The 19556-nt window shown below is 63.1% G+C and carries 18 protein-coding genes and 1 tRNA gene; 4 read left to right on the forward strand and 15 right to left on the reverse strand.

What is annotated here, in order from left to right; translation table 11 throughout:
- Positions 1–283: 283 nt before the first annotated feature.
- The 8 genes from pilW to trmJ form a co-directional block, all read right to left on the reverse strand.
- A complete protein-coding gene (pilW, locus tag QD172_RS16730; RefSeq protein ID WP_077380061.1) occupies positions 284–1093 on the reverse strand; it encodes a type IV pilus biogenesis/stability protein PilW in 810 nt (269 codons plus the stop codon).
- 269 nt (positions 1094–1362) lie between these two features.
- Entirely contained in the window at positions 1363–2520 is a 1158-nt protein-coding gene (gene rlmN, locus QD172_RS16735; RefSeq protein ID WP_077380059.1) for a 23S rRNA (adenine(2503)-C(2))-methyltransferase RlmN, read from the reverse strand.
- A 357-nt stretch (positions 2521–2877) separates the two neighbouring features.
- Positions 2878–3303, reverse strand: a complete 426-nt coding sequence (gene ndk, locus QD172_RS16740) for a nucleoside-diphosphate kinase (RefSeq protein WP_043333812.1) — start codon at positions 3301–3303, stop codon at positions 2878–2880.
- Positions 3304–3545: 242 nt separating this feature from the next.
- Positions 3546–3872, reverse strand: coding sequence for an iron-sulfur cluster assembly accessory protein (locus tag QD172_RS16745; protein ID WP_077380057.1), 327 nt, complete (start codon positions 3870–3872; stop codon positions 3546–3548).
- Between the two features lie 15 nt (positions 3873–3887).
- Positions 3888–5036 carry an aminotransferase class V-fold PLP-dependent enzyme gene (locus tag QD172_RS16750; RefSeq protein WP_279856324.1) on the reverse strand — a complete coding sequence of 383 codons (1149 nt, stop codon included), beginning with the start codon at positions 5034–5036 and terminating at the stop codon, positions 3888–3890.
- 30 nt (positions 5037–5066) lie between these two features.
- Positions 5067–5540: a Fe-S cluster assembly transcriptional regulator IscR gene (gene iscR, locus QD172_RS16755; RefSeq protein ID WP_077380053.1), complete on the reverse strand. Its 474-nt coding sequence runs from the start codon at positions 5538–5540 to the stop codon at positions 5067–5069.
- A 142-nt stretch (positions 5541–5682) separates the two neighbouring features.
- Positions 5683–6579 carry a serine O-acetyltransferase gene (gene cysE, locus QD172_RS16760; RefSeq protein ID WP_077380051.1) on the reverse strand — a complete coding sequence of 299 codons (897 nt, stop codon included), beginning with the start codon at positions 6577–6579 and terminating at the stop codon, positions 5683–5685.
- Between the two features lie 9 nt (positions 6580–6588).
- Entirely contained in the window at positions 6589–7386 is a 798-nt protein-coding gene (trmJ, locus tag QD172_RS16765; RefSeq protein WP_077380049.1) for a tRNA (cytosine(32)/uridine(32)-2'-O)-methyltransferase TrmJ, read from the reverse strand.
- 362 nt (positions 7387–7748) lie between these two features.
- On the opposite strand from trmJ, the gene QD172_RS16770 reads away from it, so the two are divergent.
- Positions 7749–8543, forward strand: a complete 795-nt coding sequence (locus QD172_RS16770; RefSeq protein WP_077380047.1) for an inositol monophosphatase family protein — start codon at positions 7749–7751, stop codon at positions 8541–8543.
- A gap of 122 nt (positions 8544–8665) precedes the next feature.
- On the opposite strand, the gene secF is transcribed toward QD172_RS16770, so the two are convergent.
- The 5 genes from secF to queA all read right to left on the reverse strand — a co-directional run bounded on the left by secF (position 8666) and on the right by queA (position 14315).
- Complete coding sequence (secF, locus tag QD172_RS16775; RefSeq protein WP_077380045.1) at positions 8666–9571, reverse strand: protein translocase subunit SecF; 906 nt, start codon at positions 9569–9571, stop codon at positions 8666–8668.
- Positions 9572–9583: 12 nt separating this feature from the next.
- The gene (gene secD / locus QD172_RS16780) at positions 9584–11434 is read right to left on the reverse strand and encodes a protein translocase subunit SecD (RefSeq protein WP_077380043.1); all 1851 of its coding nucleotides are present in this window, start codon (positions 11432–11434) and stop codon (positions 9584–9586) included.
- Positions 11435–11507: 73 nt separating this feature from the next.
- A complete protein-coding gene (gene yajC, locus QD172_RS16785; protein WP_077380041.1) occupies positions 11508–11843 on the reverse strand; it encodes a preprotein translocase subunit YajC in 336 nt (111 codons plus the stop codon).
- Positions 11844–11974: 131 nt separating this feature from the next.
- Positions 11975–13111, reverse strand: coding sequence for a tRNA guanosine(34) transglycosylase Tgt (gene tgt, locus QD172_RS16790; protein WP_084207905.1), 1137 nt, complete (start codon positions 13109–13111; stop codon positions 11975–11977).
- Between the two features lie 112 nt (positions 13112–13223).
- Positions 13224–14315 (reverse strand): tRNA preQ1(34) S-adenosylmethionine ribosyltransferase-isomerase QueA, encoded by a 1092-nt coding sequence (gene queA / locus QD172_RS16795; protein WP_077380204.1) that lies wholly within the window; start codon positions 14313–14315, stop codon positions 13224–13226.
- 334 nt (positions 14316–14649) lie between these two features.
- On the opposite strand from queA, the gene QD172_RS16800 reads away from it, so the two are divergent.
- Together QD172_RS16800 and QD172_RS16805 are read left to right on the forward strand one after the other, a co-directional pair.
- Positions 14650–14735 (forward strand) — tRNA-Leu (locus QD172_RS16800).
- A gap of 1181 nt (positions 14736–15916) precedes the next feature.
- Entirely contained in the window at positions 15917–16528 is a 612-nt protein-coding gene (locus tag QD172_RS16805; RefSeq protein WP_084209598.1) for a LysE family transporter, read from the forward strand.
- Positions 16529–16652: 124 nt separating this feature from the next.
- On the opposite strand, the gene QD172_RS16810 is transcribed toward QD172_RS16805, so the two are convergent.
- On the reverse strand, positions 16653–17162 hold the full coding sequence (locus QD172_RS16810; protein WP_167592965.1) for a copper chaperone PCu(A)C: 510 nt from the start codon (positions 17160–17162) through the stop codon (positions 16653–16655).
- Positions 17163–17184: 22 nt separating this feature from the next.
- The gene (locus QD172_RS16815) at positions 17185–18879 is read right to left on the reverse strand and encodes an acyl-CoA dehydrogenase family protein (protein WP_279856325.1); all 1695 of its coding nucleotides are present in this window, start codon (positions 18877–18879) and stop codon (positions 17185–17187) included.
- Positions 18880–19032: 153 nt separating this feature from the next.
- On the opposite strand from QD172_RS16815, the gene QD172_RS16820 reads away from it, so the two are divergent.
- Positions 19033–19545, forward strand: coding sequence for an NUDIX domain-containing protein (locus QD172_RS16820; RefSeq protein ID WP_254696562.1), 513 nt, complete (start codon positions 19033–19035; stop codon positions 19543–19545).
- Positions 19546–19556: the final 11 nt, after the last annotated feature.

The raw sequence follows: 19556 nt of genomic DNA on the forward strand, positions 1-19556 counted from the left end.
AAACAACTGCTGTGAACGATGGTCGTGAAAACGGGTGACTGCCAACAGGAGTGACCATCCGCTCCGGCTGTCGAGCTGACATGCCACGACGGTGACGTGACCTCGTCGGCGATGGCAAGCCGTCATGCCATGTTGACGTCGGCACTATACCAAGGCCGGGCCAGAATTTTCACCGGCATTTCGGTCTTCCGGTGCCTCAACGAAGCAACCTGTCGCCGAGTGACGCCCGGTGAGCCGGGCGCGCAGGGCGTTTCCCGCGTCACGCCACGCCCGAGCCCCGGTTTCATGGTGTGCGGATGACCGCGCGTCCGGCCTCACGTGTTCTGATCTGCTCCAGCTGTCGGCCGTAGAGGTCCGCCAGGCGTGCATCACCGCGTGCCACGGCGACATCCACGGCCAGTTCCAGACTGTCACTGTCGGTGCCGTTCAGTCGGAAATATCGGCTCAGCGCCTGCTGGGCAGCGTCATCGTCACCGGCTTCATGTTCCATGCGCGCCTTGGCGAGCCACGCCTCGGCTTCCCGCGGGTTGATCTTGACGGCACGATCGAAGTTCGCCCGTGCCTCGCTCGTCTTGCCCAGCTGCAGCTGACAGCGCCCCAGGTTGGTGTAGAGCTGGCCGCGGTTATCATAGGTCAGATCCTGCGTGGCTTTTTCCAGCTGCTCGCAGGCGGCGACGTATTCCCCGCGCGAGTACAGGAATGCCGCATAGTTGTTGCGTGCCCGCGTGAACGAGGGGTCACTGGCGATGGACTGCTTGAAGTAGTCATCTGCCAGCACGTTCTCGCCCTGACGCTGATAGATCATCGCCAGCCCGGCCTTGGCTTCGGCATTCCCCTGCTGCAGCTTGAGTGCCTTCTGGAAGGCATTGTCCGCGCGTTGCAACTGATTACGACTCAGATAGGCCTCGCCAAGTTCCACATAGGCCGTCGATGCCTTGTTGTCATCGGGGGCCGCGTAAGGGTCATTGGTTTCCACGCGCGTCGCGCAGCCCGACAGGGTCAGGCCGGCAAGACTCAGGCACAGCAGCATGCCGCGAACTCGCGCCGTGGCGCCGCGGCGGGAAAAGCGATGAAGTGGCAGACGACTCGACATGCAATCCTCGCGAGATAAGGCTCGTGATCTGCCTGCGGGCGAGGATCGCTGCAGGCAACAGAAGCGCCTCCATCAAAGCGCTGCACTCCAGACAAGTCAAGGCGGGGTTGTCAGGCAGGGGGGTGGGGGTCGTCACAGTCGCGCGGCAGGCATCCCCATGGGCCATTTGCGGCTTCCCCGCGCGAAAACGCCAGCCATGAAAAGCTCATGGCTGGCGCTGGGAGTCACCGTGGTGGCCTCAGGTATCTGGCCCCGACAAGTGCTCTGGCTCAGTCGGCGTCGAGCTGGATGGCGTTGATGTAACGCTCGGCGCGACGGGTGCGGTCCTTGACCTGACCGACCAGCTGGCCACAGGCGGCGTCGATGTCATCGCCACGTGTCGCGCGCACCGGGGCGGTGTAGCCCAGCTCATAGAGACGCTGCTGGAAGCGCATCACCTGATTGCGTGACGGCTTCTCGTAACCGGAATGCGGGAACGGGTTGAACGGGATCAGGTTGATCTTGCACGGCAGCTCGTCGAGCAGCGCGGCCAGTTCCTCGGCGTGCTGGATCTGGTCGTTGACGTCCTTGATCAGGGTGTACTCGATGGTGACGATACGCGCGTCGTCACACTTGGCCAGGTAGCGATGGCAGGAGTCGAGCAGCGCGCGGATGTTCCACTTGCGGTTGATCGGCACCAGCACGTTGCGCAGTTCATCGTTGGCCGCGTGCAGCGAGATCGCCAGGCTGACGTCCATCTCGTCGCCGAGCTGGTCCAGCTTGGGCACCACACCGGAGGTGGAGAGGGTGACGCGACGCTTGGACAGGCCGTAGGCGTTGTCGTCCAGCATCAGCTTCATTGCCGGCACGACGTTGTCGTAGTTCATCAGCGGCTCGCCCATGCCCATCATCACCACGTTGGTGACCGGACGCTTGCGGGTGTCCTTGCGGTCTTCGGCGCCACGGGTGGCGACCCACACCTGGCCGATGATCTCGGCGGCGGTCAGGTCACGCTCGAAGCCCTGCTTGCCGGTGGAGCAGAAGCTGCAGTCCAGCGAGCAGCCGACCTGGGAAGACACGCACAGGGTGCGACGATTGCCGTTCTCGGACGGAATCAGCACGGTCTCGACATAGCTGCCGTCGCTGACTTCCAGCACCCACTTGCGGGTACCGTCCTTGGACTCGCCTTCATAGACGATGCCCGGCGCGCGAATCTCGGCGACCTGCTTGAGGCGTTCGCGCAGGGGCTTGGCGAGATTGGTCATCTCGTCGAAGCTGTCGACGCCTTCCTGGTGAATCCATTTCATCACCTGGGTGGCGCGGAATTTCTTCTCGCCGATGCTCTCGAAGAAGGCTTCCATCGCCGGGCGCGGCAGGCCAAGCAGGTTGGTGAGCTTCACGTCGGCAGGTGCCGCGGCATCGGTAGCGGTTGCAGTGGTATCAGTCATGGTCTCGGGCCGGTCGTGTCAGGGATGGGCAGGCGTCAGCCACAAGGATAGACGTCTGCAGGGTGGCGCTGTCAGCGGAGGTGGCGATGAATCGCGGACCTCAATGGACACTCGCAGTCAGGCAATGGGCAGGGAATGGCCGCACGGCACTGGCGGAGGTAGCTGCAGGGCTTCAAGAAAAGCGTATCGGACCTGCTCAAGCGTCGAATCTGCTTCAGGGAATGCAGGTTGGCGCACGACGCTTCAGCACGTCCGATACCACGACGGCCCCGCCACGCAGGCAGGGCCGTCGAGTCATGCACGGCTGGTGATATCACGCCCGCAAGGGACAGACATCATCAGGCGCACAAGGCGAAATCAACCGCGCGGGCAGATTTCGTTGTCGCCGAAGAAGTAGGCGATTTCGCGAGCAGCGGATTCCGGCGCGTCAGAACCGTGAACGGCGTTGGCGTCGATGGAAGTGGCGAAGTCTGCACGGATGGTGCCAGCTTCTGCTTCCTTCGGGTTGGTAGCGCCCATCAGGTCGCGGTTCTTGGTGATGGCGTCTTCGCCTTCCAGCACCTGGATCATGACCGGGCCGGAGGTCATGAAGCCGACCAGCTCACCGAAGAAGCCACGTTCGCTGTGCTCAGCGTAGAAGCCTTCGGCCTGTTCCTTGGACAGGTGAACCATCTTGGAAGCGACGATCTGCAGACCGGCCTTCTCGAAGCGAGAGTAGATCTCGCCGATCACGTTCTTGGCGACGGCGTCCGGCTTGATGATGGACAGAGTACGCTGGGTCATGGTGAATCTCCTGAGACAAGCTTTGAAGAGCCGCACGGCCTGGGGCCTTGCGGCGGAAAAAGGGCTCTGTCGACGCAGGGCTCGACAAAAGTGGGCGGCATTATAGCTGCTCGCGTCATCCACTGCATCCATCATGCGGATACTGGATGACGCGCGGATGGCAGGCGTCTTGTCTGCAATGACGCTCTACGCGCTGAGCCAGCTCTACACGCTGACGCTGGATCTACACGCTGAAGCTGGATCTACACGCTGAAGCTCTCGCCACAACCACACTCGTCCTTGACGTTGGGGTTGTTGAAGCGGAAGTAGCGGTTCAGACCGTCCTTGACGTAGTCCACTTCGGAGCCGTCGAGCACGGCCAGCGCTTCGCTGTCGACATAGACAGTCGCGCCGTGATCGACGAAGACCACATCTTCCTCGTTGGCCTCATCGGCGAAGTCGAGCACGTAGCTGTAGCCGGAGCAGCCGCTGGGCTTGACCGAGACGCGCAGGCCAAGGCCGTGGCCGCGCTCGGCCAGCACGACACGGATCTGGTCGGCGGCGGAGGGGGAAATCGACAGGTGTGCCATGAGCAGTCTCCCGGGTCAGGCGCGCAGCGAGGTCAGGGCATGCCTGAGCTCGCCGAGCGCGGATTCAATGTCGGCGGCGGTGGTGAAGCGTCCGAAGCTGAAGCGCAGTGACGCCAGCGCCAGTGGACGGGGCACCCCGATGCCGGTGAGTACGAAGGACGGTTCGACACTGGCGGAATTGCAGGCCGAACCGGTGGAAATCGCGATGCCGCGCAGTGCCATCAGCATCGCCTCACCGTCCACGCCGTCGAAGGCGAGGTTGAGGATGCCGGGGGCGCTGACGTCTATATCGGTATTGAAATGCACGCCTTCAAGGCCGGATAGTCCGGCGACGAATTGCTGGCGCAGCGCGATCAGGTGCTGGTGGTCGGCATCGAACTGTTCGGCGCACAGGCGGTAGGCCTCGCCCATGCCGACGATCTGATGGGTGGGCAGGGTGCCGGAGCGCATGCCGCGCTCATGCCCGCCGCCGTGGATCAGGGCCTCTAACTTGATCTGCGGCTGACGTCGCACGTACAGCGCGCCAACCCCCTTGGGGCCGTAGGCCTTGTGCGCGGACAGCGATAGCATGTCGATGGGCTGTCGGCTGACATCGAGCTGCACCTTGCCGGGAGCCTGGGCGGCATCGACATGGAAGGCCGCGCCATGCGAGCGGGCGATATCGCCGAGGGCATCGAGATCATTCAGGCTGCCCAGCTCATTGTTCACTGCCATCAGCGATACCAGGATCGTGTCGGCGCGCAGAGCGTCACGCAGGCTCTGGGGGCTGATGCGGCCATCCGGCTGCGGTGCGATACGCGTGACCTCGAAGCCCTCGGCTTCCAGCGCACTGGCGGTATCCAGAATCGCCTTGTGCTCGATGGTCGAGGTGATCAGGTGACGCCCACGCTCGGCATTGGCGCGCATGTAGCCGGTCAGCGCCAGGTTGTCGGCTTCGGTGGCACCGCTGGTCCAGACGATCTCGCGCGGGTCGGCGCCGATGGCGTCGGCTACCTGACGACGCGCGCCCTCGACCGCCTGCTCGGCCAGCCAGCCCGGCATGTGACTGCGCGAGGCCGGGTTGGCGAAGGTGCCGCCCTGCGTCAGGTGACGCATCATCAGCTCGGCGACGCGTGGGTCGACGGGCGTGGTGGCAGCATAGTCAAGGTAGATCGGCTGGGACATGGTGACTTCCTGAAGACATGACGAACGGGTTCAGCTGCCGGGCATGACGGTGATCGGTGTCGGCTCGCAGGCCTTGCGCTGACGACTGGCAATCTGGCGAACCTCCTCACGTGCGACCAGGTCCGCCAGGCTGATGCCATCGAGAAAGCCATGGATCTCATCGGACAGGTCACACCACAGATGGTGCGTGAGGCAGGTGTCGCCTGCCTGACAGTCCGAGAGTCCCTGGCAGCGGGTGGCATCCACCGATTCATTCACGGCATCGATGATGCGCGCCACGGAGGTGCTTTCCAGCTCGACGTCCAGCAAGTAGCCGCCACCCGGGCCGCGTACGCTCTTGACCAGCCCGGCACGGCGCAGGCGAGCGAACAGCTGCTCGAGATAGGACAGGGAAATGCCTTGGCGCACGGAGATGTCGGCAAGGCAGGTCGGACCACAACTGGCATGAAGCGCCAGATCGAGCATCGCGGTGACGGCGTAGCGTCCCTTGGTGGTCAGGCGCATGGCGGAACTCGTGAGCTGGTGGAGCGAATGGCATCGGCGACAGGGCCGCAGTGTCGGCGCCGTCTGCAGGCAGACGGCGCATCAGACTGTCCATTATGGTGAGACGCGGCGAGGGGGTCAATCCCGACTGATTTGGTCAACTTTATCCGTGCTGGCGCTCGGACTCGCCATGACCGGAGGCGCTGGGTGTGGCGTCGGCTTCGCGGGTGACCGGCCGGGCCTGCGGACGCTTGTCCGCGGGCTCACCACCACAGGGCCCCAGCTCATCGATCAGCTGCGCGAAATCGGCGTCGTCCAGCTCGGGAAGGTGGCCGGCGCGATAGCTGGCATCCAGCTTGCGCAGCGTGCCGCACATCTGTTCGATCCGCTTGTCCACCGCATGCATGTGATCGAGCATCGCGTGCATGGAGCGCGCGACCGGGTCGGGCATGTCCTGGCCCATACCGTAGGCATCGAAGCCGAACTTCTCCTTCATGGCTTCGCGGCTTTCCGGATCGACGGGCGGCTCCTCCGCCACGTCCGGTTCGGCGCGCTTGACGATCTTGCCGGGAATCCCGACCACGGTGGCACCGGCCGGGACTTCGCGTGTGACCACGGCGTTGGAGCCGACCTTGGCCCCGGCGCCGACCGTGAACGGGCCGAGAATCTTGGCGCCGGCCCCGACGATGACGCCATCGCCGAGGGTCGGGTGACGCTTGCCGGCATTCCAGGTGGTGCCGCCGAGGGTGACGCCGTGATAGAGCGTCACGTCATCACCGATCAGCGCCGTCTCGCCGATCACGACGCCCATGCCGTGGTCGATGAAGAAGCGGCGTCCGATGGTGGCACCGGGGTGGATCTCGATGCCCGTCAGCCAGCGCATCAGGGTCGAACCGGTGCGCGCCAGCCACTTGGCGTTGTGACGCCACAACCAATGATTGATGCGATGCGCCAGCAGGGCGTGCAGACCCGGATAGTTGGTCAGGACTTCAAAGAAATTGCGTGCCGCCGGGTCGCGAGCAAAGACGCTGTTGATGTCTTCACGCAGTCGAGTGAACATGGCGTGTCCTCAAAGAGTGCGGTTTGCCGCGTCGGTCTGTGCCAGGCGGACCTGCTTGTCGACTGACGAGAGAATCCCGCGCAGGATGTTGATTTCCATGCTGTCGGGGCGGGCGCGCAGGTACAGTCTGCGCAGGCGTGCCATCAGCTGGCGCGGTTGTTCCGGGTCCAGGAAATCGATGCTGATCAGCGTCTTTTCCAGATGCTCGAACAGGCGCTCGAGGTCTGCGTGGCTGGCCAACGGACTGTCCCAGTCGATGCCGAATGGCTGGTCATCCTCGGCCCGCGGGGTCTCGCCGGCGGCTTCCTGATCAGCCAGCCATGCCTGGCGGCACTCGTAGGCCAGCACCTGCACGGCCGCGGCCAGATTCAGCGAGCTGAAGTCCGGATTGGTCGGGATGTGGACGTGACGATGGCAGCGCTGCAGCTCTTCATTGGAGAGCCCGGAATCCTCGCGCCCGAACACGATGGCCACGCGGGCCTCCGGCAGGCGGGTCTCATCGGCCAGGGTGGCGCCGAAGGCGCGCGGCGTGATCATCGGCCATGGGAGGTTGCGTGAGCGTGCGCTGCACCCGACCACCAGACTGCAGTCCGCCACGGCCTCTTCCAGCGTCTCATGCACGTGGGCATTGGCGACCAGAGTATCGGCGCCGGAGGCGCGTGAGGCGGACTCCTGACATTGCACCTGACAGCGCGGCGCGACCAGAGCGAGGTCGGCCAGACCCATGTTGAGCATGGCGCGGGCTGCACCACCGATGTTGCCGGGATGGCTGGTACCGATCAGGACAATGCGCAGACGTTCAAGCATGAGGACTTCCAGGATAGCGATTGAAGGGCGGGGCAATCGACGCGGCCCGGGCACCGGGCAGGGCGGGATGTGCGTCAGGACCCGATATCCTAGCATGAAGCCGGCGCGGGGAGCAGTCAGGCGCTGACCGATCAGGCCGGCTCTCTTCGCCGAAGGTCGGGGATGGCGATGGCAGCCGGGCGTCGCATCTGCTAGACTTCGCCGTCCTGTTGTAGCGTATTCGCTCTCCTGCATTGCCGACCCCCGTGTCCGGCAGGTGTCATGAGCGTGGCCGTTGCACCCGCTGGCAGATTTCCGGGCCAGCCGCCTTACTGCGTTACACACCGTTCTTTAACAGCTTCCGACTCGTCAAGGCCTTGATCATGCATCCGATGGTCCAATTTGCGCTGCGTGCTGCACGCGGCGCCGCAGAGCAGTTCGTCCGTGTTCGTGAACGTATCGAAGTCGCGCGCAACGACAACGATCTCGATACCTTCATCGCTGACACCGCACGCCGCGCCGAAGCGCACATCGTGCGTCAGCTGGAACGCGGCTATCCGCAGCACGGCCTCTCCGGCCGTTACACCGACCATCGTGATGGCGAAGGCCAGGGCGCTGACTACCACTGGCGCATCGAGCCGGTGCACGGGTATTCCAACCTGGCATCCGCCTCTTCCGGCTTCGCGCTGTCCGTGGTCTGCCTGTTCAAGGGGCGTGCCGAGCACGCCGTGGTCATCGCGCCGTTCACCGACGAAGAGTACATCGTCAGCCGTGGTCGTGGCGCCCAGCATTCCGGCCACCGTATCCGCGTGACCAATGCCACCTCCATCGAAGGTGCGCGTCTGGCGATGGGTCTGCCGGAAAGCTGGCAGCGTCCGCGTCACCTGGCCACCTACCTGTCCATCGTCCAGCAGGTCGGCCCGCAGCTCGATACCCTGCGTGCCAATGGCTGTGCACTGCTGGATGTGCTCGAACTGGCCGCCGGCCGTGTCGATGCCGTCTACGTGCTGGGTCTGGAAGCCGGTGACAGCGAGATCGTCAGCCTGTTCCTGAAGGAATGTGGCGCACTGGCCGGCAGCGCCGACGGTACGCCGGTTGTCGTGGCGGAAGGCACGCTGATGGCCGCGGGTGCCCGCCTGTACAAGGCGCTGGCGCAGACCATGCAGCCGCACCTGTAAGATGCCGTGATTCGCAGTCCTGCCAGCCGCAGGGCGACGCGGAGAACGAAAAAAACCCCACCTCATGCGAGGTGGGGTTTTTTTGTGCCTGGCGATCCGTGCCGGGCGGTCGAGCGAGGCGCTTACGGCGCGCCGTCCTCGAACTGCTCCTTGGGCGGGGGAATCAGATCCACGCGCTTCAGGCCGACCACCAGCAACAGCGCCGCTGCCACGTAGATGGACGAGAAGGTCCCCGCGACCACGCCGATGATCAGCGCGATGGCGAAGTTGTGGATCATGTCGCCGCCCAGGAAGAACAGCGCCAGCAGCACCAGCAAGGTGGTGCCGGAGGTGGACAGCGTGCGTGACAGCGTCGCGTTGATCGCGTCATTGAAGATCGACGGCATGTCATCGGTACGTGATTTGCGAATGTTCTCGCGAATGCGGTCGTAGACGATGATGGTGTCGTTCAATGAGTAGCCGATCACGGCCAGCACCGCGGCCAGTACCGTCAGGTCGAAGTCGAGTCCGAACAGGGCGAAGATGCCCAGCAGGATGATGACGTCGTGACCCAGCGAGATGAGGGCGCCGAGGGCGAACTTGTACTGGAAGCGGAAGGCCACGTAGACCATCACCACGGCCAGGGCGAGCAGCATGCCGAGACCGGACTGGTCACGCAGCTGATCACCGACCTGAGCACCGACGAACTCGGCGCGGATCAGGTTCACGCTATCGCCGGTGGCCTGCAGGTGCGCCACGATGTCATTGCCGATGCCGGCCTCGAAGCTCTGCTGCAGACGCACCAGAATCTCGTTGCTGGCACCGAAGGTCTGGACCGAGACGTCCTTGTAGCCGGCGGCTTCCAGTGTCTGGCGTACGCTGTCCAGCGCCGGCGCCGCCTGGTATTGCACTTCCACCAGGGTGCCACCGGTAAAGTCGAGGCCCAGGTTCAGGCCGTGAATCACAAGGGCGCCAATGGCCACGATCGTCAGCACGATGGAGACGATGAAGGCCGCGCGCCGCTTGCTCATGAAGTCAAACTGTCGCATCACGATGGCCCCTCAGATCCAGAGTTTCTTGAGTGTCTTGCCGCCAATGGCAAGATTGATGATGCCGCGCGAGACCATGATCGCCGTGAACATTGACGTCAGGATGCCGATGGACAGCGTGACCGCGAAGCCCTTGACCGGGCCACTGCCGATGGAGAACAGGATCACCGCGACCAGCAGGGTGGTGATGTTCGCATCGACGATGGAGGTGAAGGCGCGTTCGAAGCCGGTATGCACGGCCTGGTGCAGCGGCATCTTGGAGCGCATTTCCTCGCGGATACGCTCGAAGATCAGCACGTTGGCGTCCACCGCCATGCCCAGCGTCAGCACGATACCGGCAATGCCCGGCAGGGTCAGGGTAGCGCCCAGCATCGACATCGCGGCGATCAGGATCGCCAGGTTGGCGGTCAGGGCCACGTTGGCGACGACACCGAAGGCCTTGTAGCGGGCCAGCATGAACAGCACGACCAGCAGCAGGCCCAGCTCGACGGACAGGATGCCGCGCGAGATGTTCTCGGCACCCAGGCTCGGGCCGATGGTGCGTTCCTGAACGAAGTAGATCGGCGCGGCCAGCGAGCCGGAACGCAGCAGCAGCGACAGCTCCTTCGCCTCGGTCGGGGAATCCAGACCGGTGATGCGGAAGCTGTTGCCCAGCGCGCTCTGGATGGTCGCCAGACTGATCAGGCCCTTCTCGGTGTAGGGGATGCGCTTCTCGACTTCCTCGCCATCCTCCATCACGGTGCGCGTGCGGGTCTTGTGCTCGATGAACAGCACCGCCATGTTGCGGCCGATGGCAGCACGCGTGACGCGGTTCATGATCGAGCCACCGGTGCCATCCAGGTTGATGTTGACCTGCGGACGGCCACTTTCATCGAAGCTGGTGCTGGCGCTGGAGACACTGTCACCGCTGATGATCACGTCCTTCATGATGTTGGCGGTGCGCCCCGGCTGGTTGCGGAAGGCGAAGGTTTCCATCTCGCTGGAGGGCGTGTCGCTGGCCGCTTCGAGACGGAACTCGAGGTTGGCGGTGGCACCCAGTACGCGCTTGGCGGCGGCAGTGTCCTGCACGCCCGGCAGCTCGACCACGATGCGGTTCGGGCCCTGACGCTGCACCAGCGGCTCGGAGACGCCCAGCTCGTTGACGCGATTGCGGATCGTGGTCAGGTTCTGATTGACCGCGTAATCCTGAATCTCCTTGATGGCGGCGGTCGTCAGAGTGAGATCCAGTACGGCCCCACGATCGACATCGCGCTCATCGTATTCGAAGTTCTGGAAGTCGCGCGAGACCAGTGAACGTGCCTTCGAGCGGTCTTCGTCGTCGGAGAAGGTCAGGCTCAGCGTGCCATCGTTGACCTCACTGCCGCGGTAGCGGATACGCTCCTCGCGCAGGGTTTCCTTGATGGCGCTGGCGTTGACTTCCAGGCGTTGCTTGACCGCGGCGTCCATGTCGACTTCCAGCTGGAAGTGGACCCCGCCGCGCAGATCAAGCCCCAGCTTCATCGGCGAGGCGCCGAGACTGGAAAGCCAGGACGGCGTGGCATCAGCCAGATTCAGCGCGACGATGGCGTCATCGCCAAGGGTGTCGCTGATCAGTTCCTTGGCACGCAGCTGCTGGTCGTTGCTGGTGAGGCGAATCAGGCCGGTGGAACCATTGAGTTCCTCGGATTTGGGCGTGATGCCGGCGTTTTCGAGGGCGCTGGTGGCGCGATCGAGATCTTGCTGGTCGATGGCATCGGCGCCGCTGGCGGCACTGATCTGCACGGCCGGGTCTTCGGGGTAGAGATTCGGCAATGCGTAGATCACGCCGACGGCAAGTACCAGGCAGATCACCAGGTACTTCCAAAGCGGATAGCGGTTGAGCATGGCAGCCCTGTCCTTGGTGGAGCGGGAGAGAAATAGCATGCTGCCGGCACAGGGGCCGGCAGCAGGAGGGAGATCAGATGGACTTGATGGTGCCCTTCGGCAGGACCGCAGCCACGGCGGACTTCTGCACGTTGACTTCGTTGCCTTCGTTCAGCTCCATGGTGATGAACTGCTCGCTGACCTTGGTGATGCGGCCGACCAAGCCACCACCGATGACGATCTCGTCACCCTTGGCCAGGTTGCTGATCAGGTTCTTGTGTTCCTTGGCGCGCTTGGACTGCGGACGCCAGAGCAGGAAATAGAAAATGACCACGAAGCCGACCAGCATGACGATCTGGCCGATGGCGCCGCCGCCGGCGACAGCCGCTTCGGCTTCCGCGTGTGCGGCAGGAATCAGGAATTCCAGCATGTGTATCTCCAGAGGTTACGAGTGAACTGTTGTTATGCAATGAGCGTGATTCGAGCGCTGCTTCACGCCTGTCTCGAGTCAGATACCAAGGCGACCGGAGCGGGTTGCTCTCCGGTCGCGCTTCGATTCGATCAGTCGGCCAGCGGCGGCACCGGCAGGCCGCGCGCGGCATAGAACTGTTCCACGAAGTCCTGCAATGTACCCGCTTCAATTGCACCGCGCAAACCAGCCATCACGGTCTGGTAGTAGCGCAGATTGTGGATGGTGTTGAGCATGGAACCGAGCATTTCTCCACAGCGATCAAGGTGATGCAGGTAGCCGCGTGAGAAGTTGGTGCAGGTGTAGCAATCGCAGTCCGGGTCCAGCGGTGACGTATCGTGCTTGTGGACGGCATTGCGGATCTTGACCGTACCGGTCGGCGTGAACAGGTGGCCGTTGCGCGCGTTGCGGGTCGGCATCACGCAATCGAACATGTCGACACCACGGCGCACGCCTTCCACGAGATCCTCCGGCTTGCCGACACCCATCAGGTAGCGCGGCTTGTCTTCCGGCATCCACTCGGGAAGGTAGTCGAGCACCTTGATCATCTCGTCCTTGGGTTCGCCCACGGACAGGCCACCGATGGCGTAGCCATCGAAGTCGATCTTCTTCAGGCCCTCGAGGGATTTCTCGCGCAGGTCCGGATACATGCCGCCCTGGATGATGCCGAACAGTGCCGAGGGGGAATCGCCATGGGCATCGCGGGAGCGCTGGGCCCAGCGCAGTGACATCTCCATCGACTTGCGGGCTTCGTCATGTGTGGCCGGATACGGCGTGCACTCATCGAAGATCATCACGATGTCGGACCCCAGCGAGCGCTGGACGGCCATCGACTCTTCCGGGCCCATGAAAACCTTGGAGCCATCCACCGGTGAGCGGAAGTGAACGCCCTGTTCGGTAATCTTGCGCGTCTTGCCCAGCGAGAAGACCTGGAAGCCGCCGGAATCGGTCAGGATCGGCTTGTCCCATTGCGCGAAATCATGCAGGTCACCATGCGCTTCGATGACTTCCGTGCCCGGGCGCAGCCACAGGTGGAAGGTGTTGCCGAGGATGATCTCGGCGCCGATCTCCTTGATGGATTCCGGTGTCATGCCCTTCACGGTGCCGTAGGTGCCGACCGGCATGAAGGCCGGGGTTTCCACCGTGCCGCGCGGGAAGGTCATGCGGCCGCGTCGCGCGCGACCATCGGTGGCGAGCTTCTCAAAGCTCATGAAGCATTCTTTGCGCATGGTTCTCTCTAAGGCTTGGCGGCGAAACAGGCCGCAGCGGGTGTGGGGCTAGCGTAAGCCACGTCGTGTTAACTGCGCATGACGTGGCTCATGTGATGAGGTATCGCTCGGGTCAGGCGCGTTCCAGCAGCATGGCATCGCCATAGCTGAAGAACTGGTAGCGCTCCTGCACGGCAGCCTGGTAGGCGGCCATGGTGTGCTCGTACCCGGCGAAGGCCGAGACCAGCATCAGCAGGGTCGATTCCGGCAGATGGAAGTTGGTGATCAGCAGATCCACCACCTGCCATTCATAACCGGGGTAGATGAAGATGTCGGTGTCACCGGAGTAAGGTGCCAGCTCGCCACCGTGGGCCTTGGCAGCACTTTCAAGGCAGCGCACGCTGGTGGTGCCGACAGCGACCACGCGACGGCCGGCCGCACGAGCACGCGCGATCGTGTCACAGGCTTCCTGACCGACCTCGATCCACTCGCTGTGCATGTGGTGCTCGAGAATGCTGTCGACACGCACCGGCTGGAAGGTGCCGGCACCGACGTGCAGGGTGACGAAGGCGGTCTCGATGCCTTTCTCGGCCATGGCGGCCATGATCGGCTCATCGAAGTGCAGGCCAGCCGTCGGTGCGGCCACGGCGCCATCGCGCCTGGCATAGACCGTCTGGTAGCGCTCGCGGTCCGACAGCTCGTCATCGCGGGTGATATAGGGCGGCAACGGCATGTGGCCATGCTGGTTGAGCAGCTCGATCATCGGCGTCTCGCCGTGGAAGCGCAGCTCGAACAGCGCGTCCTGCCGACCTTCGACCACGGCGGTGATGCCGCCTTCGAAGATCAGCTCGGTGCCCGGCTTCGGCGACTTGCTGGAGCGGATGTGCGCCAGACCACGGTGTGCATCCAGCGGACGCTCCAGCAGCATCTCGATCTTGCCGCCGGAGGCCTTCTGGCCGTGCAGGCGCGCGGGGATCACGCGGGTGTCATTGAAGACCACGACATCGCCGGGTTCCAGCTGCTCGAGCAGGTCAGGAAAGTGGCGATGCACGATCTCGCCGCTCTTGCCGTCCAGGTGCAGCAGACGGCAATCACTGCGCTGCTCGGAAGGGTAGCGGGCAATCAGCTCATCCGGCAGACTGAAATCATAATCACTGCGCTGGAGCGGGCGCTCGGAAGCGGAGGGGGCAACGCCAGAGGCATCGCCGGAATCGATTCGTGACATGGCCAACGGAAACTCTGGTGGCACGGCGCGCAGAAGGCGCTCCGCTGCAATGGAGATACCCTGCTCGCAGGCGTTCATGCCGTTAGCGCGTCTGTCTGTCTGCCCGCTCTCGAGAGGCAGTGGTCAGGGGCGATACGCAGGATGGACTGGCGAGCCTGGGCAGGCGAAAAAGGTGGCTCATGATACCGAATGGCATGGCTCCCGCGAAGTCCCGTTTTCGAACGACCTGTCCCGCTCAGTGCGTGAATCCGTCGCTGGGATGCGCTGCATGTGTCTGATCTGGCGTGAAAACTCGTTGACCTCGGCGTAGGCTTCCGTATAATTTCGCTCCATTGCCGGTGTGGCGGAATTGGTAGACGCAGCGGATTCAAAATCCGCCGCTTAATAGGCGTGTCGGTTCGAGTCCGACCACCGGCACCATCTTGAAAACAGTCGCTCACGAGCGGCTGTTTGCGTTTCTGGCCTTCGCCTCAGATTCATTGCTCTCAACTTCATTGCCTTGTGATCCCAGAGCACTCTTCTTTCTATTTCCTCTCTCCTCTCTGTCCTTTCTTCGCGCTCTTGCCAGATGATGGTCTGGGTGTCTGAGGCATAAAAAAGCCCCGACCGGATGTCGGGGCTTTCTTGTCTCTGGCGCATCTGCCGGCGATTCACGCCTGATGTGGAACGCTCTTGACGCGTCGGTAGATGCTGTTGCTTGCGAGGGAAGGGTCAAGGAGTGCAATGCGCGTGCTCTGTATCGCGAGTTCCTGGCGCAGGGTAGACCACATGCCGATGAACTCGCGGCAATCTTGGCAGTTCACGAGATGGTCGGCGGATGGTGCATGGTATTGATAGTCCATCTTGAGGCCGGAACATACCGGACAACACAGAGCCGCTCGAGCTTTCCCTTTCATTTCTCCTCTCCCTCTCAGCATTCGACTGAATTCGGTGAGGTTCAGCGTAGTGGTCTCATTTCCTTGAGTTCGCGAGCTTGCCAGTCATCAAGATTCGTAAGCCCACCAGCTCAGGCTTACGGATCTTTCTGGCCGCGTGGCATAGCCCCCACACTCGCGAGTCATCCTCTGACAGGGCCTTTCCCTGGCTGCACTTGCCTGTGCACTTAGCCCATCACTACGCTGAACTCGCCGCTCTCCCTGAGCAGCGATTAAGAAATTACTGATTATTGAAAACTTGTACAAGAGTTAATTTGTTGCACAAGTTTTCAGGTATGTAAGATCGTGTACTTCAAGATAGTCTCATATCAAAATGTTCTCATGTAATGTGGCGTTCGATCGTTCTGATTCGCTGGCGACGCTGTCCGGCTCGCTTGATGGTTCACGTCATGTGCAAGACCAATGTCGCCTACATGACATGGTGATGTCGCTGCCGGGCCAGTCTGACGCTTGGTACAATCGGGCGTATCCGCTGGAGCTGCAGAGGGGAAGGCTGAACACGGAAAGCGCTCTCATCCCGTCAGCCGTCGCGGGCAGGGGATTCAGAGCCTGTACTGAACTTGAATGGAACTCGCGTGATGCTCGAGGGGCGCCTGGCGGCGAACCGCTGTTCAAGCATCGCTTTCACGAACTGCCATGGAACATGGAAAGACTGTCATGCATTGGATGCCACTGAATCTGTGGTTGTCACTGGTTGCGCTGTGTGCCATGGGAGCGATGTCGCCCGGGCCGAGTCTGGCGATGGTGCTTCGCCACACGCTGGGAGGTGGCAGAAGTGCGGGAGTCGCCGCCGGTATCAGCCATGCATTGGGGGTCGGGTTGTATGCCGCGCTCACCGCCTGGGGACTTGGTGCCTTGATCGTTCATTATCCGGGCATGTTCCAGGCGATCATGATTCTGGGGGCGGCCTATCTGGCCTGGTTGGGCGTCAAGGCATTGCGGGCGGGCCGTGGCGGGGCGCTTGAGGCTCAGGCCGTCACCACATCCCGTTCCATGGCGATTCGCGATGGTTTCATGGTGGCGCTGGCCAATCCCAAGCTGATCCTGTTCTTCGTGGCGCTGCTCAGTCAGCTGATCACGCCGGAGATGAGCGAGATGGGCAAGTGGCTGGTGGTCGTGACGGCGATGGGCATCGACGGTGCCTGGTATGTGCTGGTGGCGATGGCACTGTCGCACTCTCGGGTGCTGCCCTGGCTTCAGGCGCGGGCGGTATGGATCAATCGCCTGACCGGTATCGTGTTGCTGGCGTTGGCGCTGCGGGTCGTATGGGGTGTCTGACCGGCGCATGTCGGGAGTGACATGCACCGTTGAGGAATGAGATTGCCTGGTAGAAGACGGCCGCCCTGACAGGTGATGTCAGGGCCGCGTTGCGTTGCAGGGGGTGGCTGGTGGAGCCGGAAGATCACGGAGTGAAGATGTCGGAGTAATCCTTCACGGGAACCCTGATCTGCTGGTCTGGACGTGCCTGAAAGTGCAGGGTCACGGGGATTTCATCGCCTGACGAGATGGGCTGAGTCAGCCCTGTCAGCATCAGATGGGGCCCACCTCCCGGCCGCATCTTCAGTGGGGACTTGGGGGAGAGGGGCAGGTGCCCCAGCTGGCGCATGTGCATCCGGCCTTCGTGCATCTGCATCTCGTGCAGCTCGATGCTCTGCGCCACGGGAGAGCTGGCGCCTGTCAGCGTGACCTTGCCTCGGGGGAGCGAGAGCGTGATATAGAGTGCAGCGGTCGTCGCGCCCGGAGGCGTGGGTAGTGCGAAGGCATCTTCCAGTACGGGATTTTCCAGCACGGGATTTTCCAGCATGGGGTCTGTCGCCACGGGGGGCGTCGCGGCGCTTGCATCGGTGCGCATCCACAGGATGCCGCTCATGGCGATTGCCAGCATCAGGCTCGCGCGTGAGAGTCGTGTCACGTGGTGTCGTCTCCTTGGCCTCTCATGGCAGTACCCGTGCCAACAGATGGCGCGGTGACATGCCCGGCGGCAGCCCATGTACGCCAGTGGCGCCGGGGATGTCGGTGCCTGCCAGTCGTGTGGCGCAGAAGGCCTCGGCCACGTCGGCAGGGGTATGGCGAATCAGCAGGGCAGCCTGCCATAGCACGGCCAGTGACTGGACCAGTTGCCGGGCTCGGGCTTCCTCGGCGTGATGAAGGAGGTTGCCGCGTTCGAAGGTGGCCAGTGCGGCGTCATAGCGAGGACTCTGCCCCCGGGCGTCCCTGAGCTCGCTGAGCAGCGCCTCGCCTGCGTCGGGGTGACGGGCCAGAGTGCGCAGGACATCCAGACACAGCACGTTTCCAGAACCTTCCCAGATGGCGTTGACAGGGGCTTCGCGATACAGGCGCGCTGTCAGGTGTTCCTCTATGTAGCCATTGCCGCCCAGGCATTCCATGGCCTCTGCCAGCAGTGCCGGTGCACGACGATTGTGCCAGTACTTGGCGATCGACGGCGCAAGGCGGGCCAGGGGGCGCGCATCTGGTTCCCGTGTGGCGTCATCGAACTGTCGCGCAATGCGCAGACACAGTGCGATGCCGGCTTCGACTTCCAGTGCGATGTCTGCCAGCACCTGCTGCATCAAAGGTTGACTGGCCAGCGGCTTGCCGAAGGCATGACGTTGCTGGCAGTGGTGCAGTGCCTCGACCAGTGCCTGGCGCATCAGTGCCACCGGCGCGGTGGCAGCATCCAGTCGGGTCTGGTGGACCATCTCGAGAATGGTGGTGATGCCACGTCCCGGCTCACCAAGGCGCTGCCCTCGCGCATCGACCAGCCGGACTTCGCTTGAGGCGTTGGCGCGATTGCCGCACTTGTCCTTGAGGCGTTGCAGTTGCAGGCCATTGTGGCTGCCATTCTCCCGTCGCCTCGGTACCACGAAGCAGGTCAGCCCTTCCTCGAGCTGCGCCAGAGTCAGAAAGGCATCTGACATCGGGGCACTCATGAACCACTTGTGACCGTTGAGGCGATAGCCTTCACCCTCAGCGTGTGCCTGTGTCAGGTTGCTACGGACGTCGCTGCCGCCCTGACGTTCCGTCATGGCCATGCCGAAGGTCGCGCAGTGCTTGTCGCGAGGGGCACAGGTTCTCGGGTCGTGGCTGCGGGCCCGCAGGCGAGGGCCCCAGAAGGCGGCCAGAGATTCATCCTGACGCAGCGCGGGCCAGGCGGCATGGGTCATGGTGATCGGGCAGCAGAAACCGGGTTCGGCCTGGGTGAGCAGGTAAAGGGCGGCGACATGGGCCTGATGTCCTCCGCAGCCTTCCGCCTCCCAGGCGACACTGTGCCAGCCACCTTCCAGAGCGATGCGCATCAGCCGGTGATATTCGGGGTGATACTCGACGTCATCCCGCCGCCGCCCTTGTGGGTCATGGGTGTGGAGGACCGGCGGATGCGCATTGACGGCAAACCCCATCGCGCGGGTCTCTAGCGTGCCCACCTGCGCCCCGAGGTCGGCCAGGCGAGTGAGCAGGTCCGCCGAGAGCCCAGGCGCGTGGCAGCGCAGCGCCTCACGCAAGGGGAGGTCATCGACGAAGGCATGGCGCAGCGGTGGTGCCGATTGATTGAGCACCTCATCGCGCCATGGAGCAGGCCGCTCCTCTTCACGAGAGTGCTCAGTCGAGGACGCAGGCAGCGAGTCGGGCATCGTGGGGTCCTGTCATGAGAGGTATGCCTTGAGCGTAGAACACCTGCGGCCTGCTGGCGGAGTGGAAGGCAGCTGCGTCGCATTCTGCTACCGTGGGGGCATCAGTCGGTGCGTGGCATCGCGACGATCAGCACAGGGAAAGGACAGGGTACGGTGATCCAGGACGAAATCATTCAATTGGTTGATGCACGCAATCGCCCATGCGGTACGGCTCCTCGTCGCCAGATGCGACGTTATCGCTACTGGCATCGAGCGACCTATGCCTTCGTGCTCAATGCCAGTGGAGAGCTGTGCATCCAGAAACGCACCATGAGCAAGGAAGTCTTTCCGGGGTATTTCGACCTCGCCAGCGGAGGTGTGGTCGGCGCGGGCGAAGCGGTCCACGTGGCCGCACGACGCGAGCTGGAGGAGGAGATCGGTGCCCGGGGCGTCGCGCTCAGACATTGCTTCGATTTCTGCTATCGCGATGCCACCAATCATGTCTATGGCAGCGCCTACCTCGCACGTTATGACGGTCCCTTGACGCTTCAGGCCGAGGAGGTGGCTGACGCCTTCTGGGTGACACCGCAACAGGCGCTGGAATTGCATCCTTCAACGCCGGACAGCCGTATGGCGCTTGAACGCCTCATTCGTGAGGGCTTTCTCGTCTCTGCCATGGAAGAGTAGGCAATGATGGC

The sequence above is a fragment of the Cobetia sp. 10Alg 146 genome (assembly GCF_029846385.1).
GTDB classification, from domain to species: Bacteria; Pseudomonadota; Gammaproteobacteria; order Pseudomonadales; family Halomonadaceae; genus Cobetia; species Cobetia marina.

Excerpts from the sequence above, each read along its gene's own strand:
- pilW (WP_077380061.1), bottom strand. The coding sequence starts at position 1,093 with ATGTCGAGTCGTCTGCCACTTCATCGCTTTTCCCGCCGCGGCGCCACG.
- rlmN (WP_077380059.1), bottom strand. The coding sequence starts at position 2,520 with ATGACTGATACCACTGCAACCGCTACCGATGCCGCGGCACCTGCCGAC.
- ndk (WP_043333812.1), bottom strand. The coding sequence starts at position 3,303 with ATGACCCAGCGTACTCTGTCCATCATCAAGCCGGACGCCGTCGCCAAG.
- QD172_RS16745 (WP_077380057.1), bottom strand. The coding sequence starts at position 3,872 with ATGGCACACCTGTCGATTTCCCCCTCCGCCGCCGACCAGATCCGTGTC.
- QD172_RS16750 (WP_279856324.1), bottom strand. The coding sequence starts at position 5,036 with ATGTCCCAGCCGATCTACCTTGACTATGCTGCCACCACGCCCGTCGAC.
- iscR (WP_077380053.1), bottom strand. The coding sequence starts at position 5,540 with ATGCGCCTGACCACCAAGGGACGCTACGCCGTCACCGCGATGCTCGAT.
- cysE (WP_077380051.1), bottom strand. The coding sequence starts at position 6,579 with ATGTTCACTCGACTGCGTGAAGACATCAACAGCGTCTTTGCTCGCGAC.
- trmJ (WP_077380049.1), bottom strand. The coding sequence starts at position 7,386 with ATGCTTGAACGTCTGCGCATTGTCCTGATCGGTACCAGCCATCCCGGC.
- QD172_RS16770 (WP_077380047.1), top strand. The coding sequence starts at position 7,749 with ATGCATCCGATGGTCCAATTTGCGCTGCGTGCTGCACGCGGCGCCGCA.
- secF (WP_077380045.1), bottom strand. The coding sequence starts at position 9,571 with ATGCGACAGTTTGACTTCATGAGCAAGCGGCGCGCGGCCTTCATCGTC.
- secD (WP_077380043.1), bottom strand. The coding sequence starts at position 11,434 with ATGCTCAACCGCTATCCGCTTTGGAAGTACCTGGTGATCTGCCTGGTA.
- yajC (WP_077380041.1), bottom strand. The coding sequence starts at position 11,843 with ATGCTGGAATTCCTGATTCCTGCCGCACACGCGGAAGCCGAAGCGGCT.
- tgt (WP_084207905.1), bottom strand. The coding sequence starts at position 13,111 with ATGCGCAAAGAATGCTTCATGAGCTTTGAGAAGCTCGCCACCGATGGT.
- queA (WP_077380204.1), bottom strand. The coding sequence starts at position 14,315 with ATGTCACGAATCGATTCCGGCGATGCCTCTGGCGTTGCCCCCTCCGCT.
- QD172_RS16805 (WP_084209598.1), top strand. The coding sequence starts at position 15,917 with ATGCCACTGAATCTGTGGTTGTCACTGGTTGCGCTGTGTGCCATGGGA.
- QD172_RS16815 (WP_279856325.1), bottom strand. The coding sequence starts at position 18,879 with ATGCCCGACTCGCTGCCTGCGTCCTCGACTGAGCACTCTCGTGAAGAG.